Consider the following 10,725-nt stretch of genomic DNA (forward strand, 5'->3'; position numbering starts at 1 on the left):
CGTGCTGGCCGTGCCGGACGCCCTCGCCGCATTGCGGCAGCATCGCGAAGTCCTCGTCGCGCACGGCCGCATGGACGCCCTCGAAGACCGCGTCGTACGCGGCCCTCATCTCGTCGTTGGTGGCCGGGATGCGGCCCATCCAACTGTGGCGGACCGTGCAGCGGGTCGGCTCACCGGCGGGCAACATGTCGATGATCTCCACGCCCACCGGGCTGTTGGCCAGGATGAGGTTCGGATACACCCAATAGATCACTCCCATGTTCGCCACCGGGTCCAGCGACGCCGTGGAATCGGTGTCGGCGTTGGTGATCCAGGTGAACGGGAAGCCGATCCGGTGATGCTTGCCGAACTCGTCGTAGACCATCGTGTTGGCCAGGGTGTTCTGCCCGATGAGGCTCTCGCCGTGCACGTACGGGAAGTGGTAGCCCTCGGCGAACGCCTCCAGGGCGCCCTTCCAGGACACGTCGGAGGTGAATTCGCGCTGGGTGTGATAGCCGTAGGCCGCGTAGTTCCACAGCTCCAGTTCGGCACCGAACTCGCCCAGGTGTGCGTCGAGGTCGATGGTCGCGTCGGCGGTCAGCACCGCCCAGATGAAGCCGTACCGCTCCTCGGAGGGCAGCTCCACCAGGCCGTAGTCCTTGGTGTCCATCGAGTCGAAGCCGGCCTTGCCCGGGACGGTTAACAATTCGCCGGTGTTTCGATAGGTCCAGGCGTGATACGGGCAGACGAACCGCGAGGCGTTGCCCGAGCCGCAGGCCGGCATCGCGCCGCGGTGCCGGCAGTAGTTGAGCAACACGTGGCTGGCGCCGGTGCGATCGCGGGTGACCAGCAGCGAATCCCCCAGCACCGAGCGCACCACGTAGTCGTTTTTGTTCGGCACCTGCGCCGACGGGACGATGGCCAGCGGCACCCGGCGCAGAATCTGCGATTCCTCGATCTCGGTGATCTTGGGATCGCGGTAGTAGTGCAGCGGCACCCGCAGTTCGCGCTCGGCCAGGTCGGTCGTCTTGTCCAGGGCATGACGCAGGCCGCGCCGCGTCAGCGTCGCGTCGGTGCCGGGCACCGGTCGGTCGATCGTCGTCACCCTGGCCTCCTTCGGTCCAACACTTCGGACCATACAATCACTATCGTTTGTATTGTCAAGGCCCGGGGCCGGCGTGTGCGACGATCACGCAATGCGCCGGCATGGCTGGTCGGGTGACATCCCGGCCGACGACGACGAGGCCGTCGCGCGCATCCTGACGGCGACGCGGGCGGCCATCGACGCGCGCGGGACCGTGAGCGTTTCCGAGGTCGCCTCGACGCTCGGCGTGACGCGGCAGACGATCTACCGGTACTTCCCCACCCATGAGGCACTGATGGGCGCCACGGCGCTAGCGTCCGTCGACGGGTTCTTGGATCGCCTTGCGGCGCATTTGGGTTCGATCACCGATCCCACCGAAGCGGTGGTCGAGGGCATCGCCTACACGTTTGAGCAACTCGCGCACGACAAGTATTTGAGTCTGGTATTCCAACCCGGCAAGGCCAGCGCGTTCACCGCGGGGGTGACCTCGGACCAGGCCATTTCTTTCGGCCGGACGATCCTGCGGCGATTCGATGTCGATTGGGCCGCAGCGGGGTTCGCCGACCGCGGGCTCGACGAACTGGTCGAGGTCATGCTGCGGATGCTGCAGTCATTGATCGTGGATCCCGGCCGGCCGACGCGCACCGGACCGGAGCTACGACGCTTTTTGACGGACTGGATCGCGCCGTCGGTGCGCGCGCATGCCGCCGCTGAGCGCTGATTACCGACCCGTGAATCGCGGTTCGCGTTGGGCGGCGCGGTTCCTCCGGCTAACCTGAACAGACGAAGTGACAGTCAACTGCCGGTTAACGCCCTCGGAGCCGATACGGAGGCAACGAATGCCCGTCAGGATCTCCAGCCCAAGCGTGTTCGATGCGGACCTGCCGACCATCGAGTACGACGTCGCCACCGCCACGCCCGAACAGGTCTACCCGCAACTGTTGGCGGCGCAGCGACAAGCACCGATCGCCCTCGGTCCCTATGGACCCGAAGTGCTTTCCTACGAGCTCGTCCGAACTCTACTGCGGGACAATCGGTTTCAGATTCCTCCCGGGTATATCCTCGCCGTCCAGGGCATCACCTCGGGTCCGCTGTGGGACAAGGTCGTCAACTCGTTGTTGGGCATGGAGGGGGCCAAACACCAGCGTGTCCGCGGCGTCGTCTCGAAGGCGTTCACTCCCCGTTCGGTCGAACGCCTGCACGCCACGATCAGCGAGGTCATCAACGAACTCGTCGAGCCGATCAGCCGTCGGGGCCACTGCGACGTCGTAACCGACATCGCGCGCCCCTACCCCGTGCCCATCATCTGTGCGCTGCTCGGCGCGCCCCCCGAGGACTGGAAACGGTTTTCACTGTGGGCCGATGACATCTTCAAGGCCTTCAACTTCACCTTCACCGCCGATGACGTGCCCGGCGTCATGCGCGCGTGGGGTGAACTCGACGACTATGTCGACGGCATGATCGTCCGGCGCCGCCACACCCTCACCGACGACCTGCTCTCCGACCTCATTCGCGCCGAACACGACGGAGACCGGCTCGACGCCGCGGAGCTGCGCATGCTCGCTGCCGCGCTGCTGCTCGCGGGCACCGACACCACGCGCAATCAGGTCGCCGCGTCCATCGGGGTGCTCTGCGAGCACCCGGACCAGTGGCAGCTCTTGCGCGACACACCCGGGTTGGCGATGACCGCCGTCCAAGAGACGATGCGGCACTCCCCGATCGCCACCACGTTGTTGCGCGTCGTGGCCGAGGACGTCGAACTCGCCGGGGTTTACTTCCCCCAGGGAACGCTTGTCTTCGCGAATACCGCTGCGGCCAACCGCGATCCAGCGATCTACCAGGATCCCAACCGATTCGACATCACCCGCGCGGGGCTGCCGCCTGTGCTCAATTTCGGCGCGGGCGTGCATTATTGCCTCGGTGCGAACCTGGCGCGGCGCGAGATCGCCGAGGCGCTGATCACCGTGACCCGCCGGATCGCGAACCCGCGGAAGGACGGGCCATCACCCTGGAAGCCGGTGGTGGGCCTGAGCGGGCCGGCAAGCCTGCCCATCGCATTCGACACCTGACGGCCGTTGACTCGGACAGGTGAACCGTAAAAACCGATTTGATATCGAATACTTCACGTCGCTTTTGTTCAGAAAGTCCGCAAATTTAACATCACGCGATGCAGGAATTGTCGGGAAATGTGCACCTCCCGCGAACACGCACTATGCCCCGGCGCGACGTATTCCGTTACGCCATCGCCATGTCTGTGCTGCCAGGGTTATATGCGGCATCGGCAAATGTCACCATTCCTGCGACGGCCGCCGCCACTCCCAGATTGATCGACTTCGCCATGCGTCAAGTTCCAGCAGAGCAGATTCGAGCTGCCGGTTACTCCGGTGTCATCAACTACGTGTCGCTGTCGCGTCCCGGCTCGTCCATGGGTGCCAAGCCGATCACCCGGCCTTATGCCGAGCAGCTGAAAGCTGCCGGGCTGATGATCGTCAGCAATTACCAGTACGGCAAGCCAGGCGGGACAGCGCCATCGGACTTCAGGCGCGGGTTCGAGGGCGGCGTCGCCGATGCGCGCACCGCCTGGGCGCTGCATTCCGCGGCGGGCGGCGGTCAGAGCGCCCCGATTTTCTTCAGCGTCGACGAGGACATAAACCACGACACCTGGAACAATTTGGCGCTCAAATGGTTTCGCGGAATCAATTCGGTGCTGGGAGTACAGCGCACCGGAGTCTATGGCGGTAGCGATGTCTGCAAATGGGCCGCCGACGACGGCGTCATCGGAAATTCACGGACCCCCGGCCACCGGTGGGCGTGGCAAACGCGGTCCTGGTCCCACGGGCGCATCGAGCCCACCGCGGTTCTCTACCAACGCGTGGTGAGCACGGCGTCGAATCCGGGCCCTGTCGTCGGCGGACTCGAGGTGGATGTCAACGACGTCCTTGCCGAGGATTGCGGCCAGTGGAACCTGCATCCCTGAGCCTGGTGCCAATCGCCCTGATTGGCCAAACGTTGGGGAGCTAAGGGGAATCGAACCCCTGACCTACTCGATGCGAACGAGTCGACATGGGCGTTTGCGCCTGCCGATCGCGTGGGGAACATTAAGAACCAGCAGATAGAGGGGATGTCGCCGTTGGCTGTCTGAGACCGTTGCAGAAGCGACTGCGGACGGACTGCGCGCCGCTGGCCCGGTTGCGACGCGCCTACATCTGCACTACGTCCGGCATTACCCGCTTCATGTATTGATCGAAGTGCGGCACGGTGAAATCGGCGTATCCATGATCCGGCGTGTAAAGCAGTCCCATGTTTACGAGTTCTGAGCGGAAGGGGGCGACCTGCGTCGACTGCTTACCTAGCATCGCGGCCACGTCTTGCGCCTTCTGCTTGCCTGGCCCTAGCTCAGCCATTGCCCGCAGGTATTGCTTCTGCCGCTCGGTGCAGCGATCGAACCGAACTCGGAAAAAGGACTCGTCCAGTTTCGAGATGTAGACCTCATGAGCGTTCTCTACGTCGACGCGGGTGATCGCGTTTCCCTCGGCGATGTCCCATGCCGCGTACCCCAGCTCCTGAAGGAAATACGGGTACCTGCCGGTCATTTCCATGGCTAGGTCGAGAGCTTGGTCTTCGAAAATTGCGCCCTCAATCCGCGCCGGTCCGGCAAGCGCCTCCCTAGCATCGGCGTCATCCAAGTTGCCTATGGTCGGAAACTGAAAAAGACGCTCGGCGTACGACTTCGCGTCCCCTGCTAATTCGGCTATTTGAGGCAGTCCGGCACCGACCAGCGTAATTGGGTAGCTGCGCTGTACGGTCTTGTGCAGTGCGGCTATCAGGGCTTCGAGCTGTTGCTTCGACAGAAATTGAACTTCGTCGAGCAGCAAGACAACACCGCGTTCAACTGATTGCGCCGCGTCTCCCACCGACAAGAGCAGGTCAGTGAGGTCAAGACTTAGATCACCATGATCGCCCAGGCCCTCGATCCGATCTACGTCCATGCCGAACTGGATTGTGCCCGAAGGGTCGACAGACACTGAGAACGACTTCAGCACGCCGGCAGCTCTCTTCGCCCTGTCAGTCCAGCGCGCGCGTGGAGACAGTTCCAGAAGGGCCGTTCGCGCCTTGCCTGCGATAGTCCTACGGAACTCGTTGTCTTCGTGCTTCTGGACCTCCATTTCCAGCACAACCCAGTCAGTAGCTACGGCCTTCTCCCGGAACTTTCCCAGCAAGACCGTCTTGCCGACCCCTCGGAGGCCCTTGATGATCATCGATTGCTCCGTCCGCCCGCGCTTCAGCCGTCCGAGCAGTAGGTCGAACGAGTCGAGCTGCGGGTTACGTCCAACCAGGGTGGTTGGCTGTGCCCCTGCGTTTGGCGTGTAGGGGTTGCGCAGTCTGTCCATCACGCCTCCTTGAGGTTAGGGATTGAAGATAAACCTGCCTAAGGTTCCTAACATGCTTTAGGCAAATCGCATAAAGGCTCCTAAACCAGCTAACCCCTGCAGCCTACTCGGTTTAGGCAACTTGCCTAAAGCCGCCACAACCGCCTAACCCCCGAGGCGCGTATGCAGCCGACCCAAATGCCCGAGTCCGAGCTTTGGGACTTTAGCGCACCTTTAGGGCTTTAGGGCATATCAATAAAGCATCCTAAAACCCCTAAACTTCAGGTGACCTTGCCCGACTCTTCAGAGAGAGACACAATGCTGGCCGTTCGAGGCGGGCGTGGGTTGGCCGAGGGGTAACCCCCCACCCCCATCGCCGGAGGACCCGGGAGCGCGAACGCAGGCCAACGCGCAAGACACCCACTGGTCCCGGACCATCAGTTGTCACTTGCCCACGAACACAAAGGGCCAAGCAAACCGCTCCAACTTTAGGATCGCCGATGATGAACGCCGAAATCGAAGAAGCATTTACACGCGGTCGTGCGCGACGCGGCAATACGCGCTACTAGGGCCGGACTGCGGACGGCCCTACTAGGGCTGACGGACGTAATACCGCTTGAACTGGCCAAACGTTGTGGAGCTAAGGGGAATCGAACCCCTGACCTACTCGATGCGAACGAGTCGCGCTACCAACTGCGCCATAGCCCCTGATCGCTAAGCAGGCTACCAGTCGCGGCACCAACTACCGAACTGCCAGCACTACTCGCCGACGGCGCGCGGCAAGTCCCTGGGCCAACCGAAGGTCCGCATGGCCATCGCGTAGTCCAGGTGCTCGAACACGGGGTCCTCGTCGTCGATCTCCAGAACCACCGCGCCCGGGCGCCGCAGGCGCGACGGGACCACGTCGTAGCCGCGGTCGTAAGCGTTCTCCACGCCGAGCCGCGCCCGCGCCATCCGCTTCATCCTCCGGTGGCGCACCTTCTCCTCGATGCGCGTCTGGCGCCGCAGGTACCCCAGGTACAGCAGGGTGATCGCGGTGGCGGTGCCGCACAACCACCAGGCGCTCGGCGAGATCTTGAAGGCCGCGGTCGCCGAGCCGACCAGGACGACCGCCATCACCATCAGGACCTTCTTGCGGAAGGCGTACTTGCGAGCGCTGACGGCGGCGGCGGTCTTGTTGTCGAACCGGCGCCGGCGCGACGCGTTGCGCGGCAGCGGGGCCGGCGCGTCGGAGTCGTCGGACTCGTCGCTCTCGGCGGCGGGCTCCAGGCCGGACGAGTCCTCGACGTACTCGTAGCCGTCCTCGTCGCCGTCCTCGTCGGCATCGTCGGTTTTGGCGACGGCCTCGGTGTCGACGTCGACGTCTTCGGCCGGCTCGATGTCGGCGGTCTCGGCCTCGGCGGCAGACCCGCTGGCCCCCACCGGAAGGACGTGGGAATCCTCGACGACATCGACGTCGAGGTAGTCGGGCTCGGAGGGCTCGCCTGCCTCGGCGACGGCCATTCTCATCACCACCGGGCGACGGCGGCTCAGCTCGTCGGTCTCGGGGTCGTCGTCGGATTCGTGGTCGTCATCGTCGGCGAGGTCGTGTTCGTCGTCGAGGTCGGTCGAGTCTTGCGGCGGCGTCCAGTTCGGATCGCTGCGGTGACCGGCGGCCGGGCCGCTGCGCTTGACCAGCCGGGAGTTGCCCCCGCCGTTGAGCACCCGGGTCGCCAGGGCCACGTCGCTGGTGCGCCGCACCGCGTCGCGTTTGCTGACGAGCATCGGCACCAAGACGAACAGCCATAGCACCACGAGCGATATCCACAACAATGACTGCGGGATGCTTGGCATGATGACCTGCTCTCTTCGGTGTCCATCCCCCGCGAAGCCACTGGTGGCCAACGCGGCCCGGTCGTACGACCAGGACAATTACACACCTGTAATTTGCCTCTCACAAGCACCATGAGTCACTCGTGTCGCGCTAGTCCCAGAATGGCAACGATTCGGACTCCCGGCGAGCCGCCGCGAAAGCGGACGACGAAAGCCGGATGACCTAGCGAGAGCCGGTCACACCCAGCTGGCGTTTCCGGCGCGGACCAGCGTCGAGGCCACCGATCCGCTGACCTCTTCGACGGTGATGGCCATCAGCAGGTGATCACGCCACGCCTTGTCGACCTCCAGATAGCGCTGCAACAGGCCCTCCTGGCGGAATCCCACTTTTGCCAGCACGGCCCGGCTGGCGGCGTTTTCCGGACGCACGGTGGCCTCCACCCGATGCAGCATGACCGGGCCGAAGCAGTGGTCGAGGCCCAGCGCCAGCGCCGCGGTGGCCACGCCGCCTCCGGTGGCCGACCGCGGCACCCAGTAGCCGATCCACGCCGACCGCAACGCGCCGTGGGTGACGTTGCCGATGGTCAGCTGGCCGCAGAACCGGCCGTCGAGTTCGATGACGTAAGGCAGCATGCGGCCCTGCCGCGCCTCGGCGCGCAGCCCGGAACACAGCGCCGGCCAGGCGGCCACCGCGTGCCGGGCCGTCCAGTCGCCCTCGGAGCTGGGCTCCCACGGTTCCAGGTGCGCACGATCGGTCAGCCGGATGCGGCTCCACTGCGCGCCGTCGCGCAGCCGCACCGCCCGCAACCGGACGACGCCGGCCGGAACGCGAAGCGGCCCAACGCTCATGGGCCATCCTGGATGGCGGGAAGTGGAGCGCAACAGGTTCACCGTGCGTGCAGTCGTTTCGCTCAGCCGCGCTGGGCCAGGAAGGCGACGTCGACGATCTCGCCGGTACGAATCTGCTCGGCGCCGCTGGGCACCACCACCAGACAGTTCGCTTCGGCGAGGGTGGCCAGCAGGTGCGACGAGGCGCCGGGCGCGCCGCCGAGCGCCTGCACCAGATACTCCCCGCTCTCCTGGTCGCGCATCAGCTGCCCGCGCAGGAAACCCTTGCGCCCGGCCACCGACGTAATGGGCGACAGCGTGCGCGCCTGCACGATCCGGCGCATCGGCTGACGCTTGCCCAGCGACAACCGGATCAGCGGACGGACCATCACCTCGAACACCACCAGCGCGCTCACCGGGTTGGCCGGCAACAGAAACGTCGGGACGCCCTCCCGGCCCAGCTGCCCGAAACCCTGGATGGAGCCCGGATGCATGGCCACCCGCACGACCTCGATCTCGCCGAGCTCGGACAGCACCCGCCGCACCGCCTCGGCCGCGGCGCCCCCGACCGCGCCGGCGATCACGATCACCTCGGCCCGGTTGATCTGCCCCTCGACGATCTCCCGCAGCTCGCGGGGGCCGCCGCCGACGATGCCGACGCGGTTGACCTCCGCACCGGCGTCGCGGGCCGCAGCCGCCAGCGCATAGGAGTTGACGTCATAGACCTGCCCGTTGCCCGGGGTGCGCGAGATGTCGACCAGCTCGCCACCCAGCGCCATGATCGTCACCCGCGGGCGCGGGTGGACCAGCACCCGTTCGCGGCCGACCGCGGCCAGCAGCCCGACCTGCGCCGCACCGATCACCGTCCCGGAGCGCACCGCGACGTCGCCGGGCTGGACGTCGTCGCCGGCGCGGCGCACGTAGGCGCCCGACGGGGCGCCCCGCAGGATCCGCACCCGCTGCGTCCCGCCGTCGGTCCACCGCAACGGCAGCACCGCGTCGGCCAACGTGGGCAGCGGGGCCCCGGTTTGCACGCGCACGGCCTGGCGCGGCTGCAGCCGGCTGGGGGTACGCGAGCCGGCCTCGACGGTGCCCATCACCGGCAGCACCAGGCCCTCGCGGCGGTCGTTCTCGCCGGAGTCATCGAACGGCTCGGGAAGGCTGTCGCTGCCCACCTCGCCCACGCCGAGGACGTCCACGCTGCGCACCGCATAGCCGTCGATCGCGGCCTGATCGAAGCCGGGCATCGGGCGCTCGGTCACCACTTCCTCGGCGCACATCAGTCCCTGCGCCTCGGCGATCGCCACACGTATCGGTCGCGGGGCCACCGCGGCCGCGGTGATCCGGGCCTGCTGCTCTTCCACCGAACGCACAGCGCGCCTCTCTGCCCTCAACCCGGCGGGCGCCGCCGTAGGCGACCCGCTCATTGCGCGGGCGGGTCATCCCCGCCCGGGACCGCTACGCGTTCACCGGTCCGCCGTCGTCCGCCAGCCGGGTCACCGCCGGGCTACTGCTCGGCCAGGCCCAATCGCGCCACCAACCACTGCCGCAGATCCGGGCCGTAGTCATCACGATCCAATGCAAAGTCAACCGCAGCCTTGAGGTAGCCGCCAGGATTTCCCAAGTCGTGTCGAGATCCGCGATGCACGACCACGTGCACCGGATGGCCCTCCGCTATCAGCAACGCGATGCCGTCGGTGAGCTGTACCTCGCCGCCCGCCCCACGCTCGATGCGGCGCAACGCATCGAAGATGGCCCGGTCGAGCACGTAGCGACCGGCCGCGGCGAACAGCGACGGGGCGTCTTGCGCCCTCGGCTTCTCGACCATGCCGTTGACCCTGAGCACGTCCGGGTTGTCGTCGTCGGGGATCGGCTCGACGTCGAAAACCCCGTAGGCGCTGACCTCTTCGGGCGTTACCTCGATGGCACACAACACCGTGCCGCCGTAGTGCGCCCGCACCTTCGACATCGTCCCGAGCACACCGGTGGGCAGCACCAGGTCGTCGGGCAGCAGCACCGCCACGGCGTCCTCGTCGTCGGCCAGCCGCGACTCGACGCAGCCGATCGCGTGCCCCAGGCCCAGCGGCTCGCTCTGCACCACGGACTCGACCTTGATCAGCTGCGGGGCGCGCCGGACCTTGTCCAGCATCGCGGTCTTGCCGCGCTCCTCCAGCGTGCTCTCCAGCACCAGGTCCTCGACGAAGTGCGCGACGACGCCGTCCTTGCCCTCCGAGGTGATGATCACCAGGCGCTCGGCACCGGCCTCGGCCGCCTCGGCGGCAACCAGCTCGATGCCCGGCGTATCGACGACCGGCAACAGCTCCTTGGGGACCGTTTTGGTCGCCGGCAAGAAGCGCGTCCCGAGACCGGCGGCGGGCGGCAAGCAGCTGGTCACGCAGTGCGGCTTTGCTGGCGGTCGCCATGGCTCAACGATGACAGCCAGGTGTTTCCCCGCGCCACATCGACTCGGCATAGTGGATGCGGGTTATCGTGTGAACAATGTCAAGCCCAAACGTGGTGGTGCCACGCACTGCGGTCGTGCCCGCCGCCGGTCTCGGGACGCGCTTCTTGCCGGCGACCAAAACGGTCCCCAAGGAGCTGTTGCCGGTCGTCGATACGCCGGGCATCGAGCTGGTTGCCGCCGAGGCGGCG

At 66.2% G+C, this 10,725-nt stretch carries 9 protein-coding genes, 1 tRNA gene and 1 pseudogene; 4 read left to right on the forward strand and 7 right to left on the reverse strand.

Features of this window, described 5'->3' with window-relative positions:
* Positions 1-1,117: aromatic ring-hydroxylating dioxygenase subunit alpha (locus A5646_RS03460; RefSeq protein WP_067019881.1), on the reverse strand; the 1,117-nt coding region annotated here is incomplete at its 3' end.
* Between the two features lie 58 nt (positions 1,118-1,175).
* On the opposite strand from A5646_RS03460, the gene A5646_RS03465 reads away from it, so the two are divergent.
* From A5646_RS03465 to A5646_RS03475, 3 genes are all read left to right on the forward strand, one after another.
* Entirely contained in the window at positions 1,176-1,784 is a 609-nt protein-coding gene (locus tag A5646_RS03465) for a TetR/AcrR family transcriptional regulator (RefSeq protein WP_067019884.1), read from the forward strand.
* 118 nt (positions 1,785-1,902) lie between these two features.
* A complete protein-coding gene (locus A5646_RS03470) occupies positions 1,903-3,132 on the forward strand; it encodes a cytochrome P450 (RefSeq protein ID WP_067019869.1) in 1,230 nt (409 codons plus the stop codon).
* A 98-nt stretch (positions 3,133-3,230) separates the two neighbouring features.
* Positions 3,231-4,040, forward strand: coding sequence for a DUF1906 domain-containing protein (locus A5646_RS03475; protein ID WP_066877814.1), 810 nt, complete (start codon positions 3,231-3,233; stop codon positions 4,038-4,040).
* A 223-nt stretch (positions 4,041-4,263) separates the two neighbouring features.
* On the opposite strand, the gene A5646_RS03480 is transcribed toward A5646_RS03475, so the two are convergent.
* The 6 genes from A5646_RS03480 to A5646_RS03505 all read right to left on the reverse strand — a co-directional run bounded on the left by A5646_RS03480 (position 4,264) and on the right by A5646_RS03505 (position 10,468).
* The gene (locus tag A5646_RS03480; protein ID WP_067019872.1) at positions 4,264-5,454 is read right to left on the reverse strand and encodes an ATP-binding protein; all 1,191 of its coding nucleotides are present in this window, start codon (positions 5,452-5,454) and stop codon (positions 4,264-4,266) included.
* Between the two features lie 614 nt (positions 5,455-6,068).
* A tRNA-Ala gene (locus A5646_RS03485) sits at positions 6,069-6,141 on the reverse strand.
* Positions 6,142-6,192: 51 nt separating this feature from the next.
* Positions 6,193-7,266, reverse strand: coding sequence for a gephyrin-like molybdotransferase receptor GlpR (gene glpR / locus A5646_RS03490; protein WP_067019875.1), 1,074 nt, complete (start codon positions 7,264-7,266; stop codon positions 6,193-6,195).
* 216 nt (positions 7,267-7,482) lie between these two features.
* On the reverse strand, positions 7,483-8,136 hold the full coding sequence (locus A5646_RS03495; protein ID WP_197505106.1) for a GNAT family N-acetyltransferase: 654 nt from the start codon (positions 8,134-8,136) through the stop codon (positions 7,483-7,485).
* A gap of 20 nt (positions 8,137-8,156) precedes the next feature.
* Complete coding sequence (glp, locus tag A5646_RS03500; RefSeq protein WP_066871932.1) at positions 8,157-9,446, reverse strand: gephyrin-like molybdotransferase Glp; 1,290 nt, start codon at positions 9,444-9,446, stop codon at positions 8,157-8,159.
* Positions 9,447-9,580: 134 nt separating this feature from the next.
* Complete coding sequence (locus A5646_RS03505; protein ID WP_067019878.1) at positions 9,581-10,468, reverse strand: UTP--glucose-1-phosphate uridylyltransferase; 888 nt, start codon at positions 10,466-10,468, stop codon at positions 9,581-9,583.
* Positions 10,469-10,572: 104 nt separating this feature from the next.
* On the opposite strand from A5646_RS03505, the pseudogene A5646_RS28720 reads away from it, so the two are divergent.
* Positions 10,573-10,725, forward strand: a pseudogene (locus A5646_RS28720) (UTP--glucose-1-phosphate uridylyltransferase); the annotation flags it as partial.

Origin of the sequence: Mycobacterium sp. 1245499.0 (assembly GCF_001673615.1) — a bacterium.
Classification (GTDB): Bacteria; Actinomycetota; Actinomycetes; order Mycobacteriales; family Mycobacteriaceae; genus Mycobacterium; species Mycobacterium europaeum_A.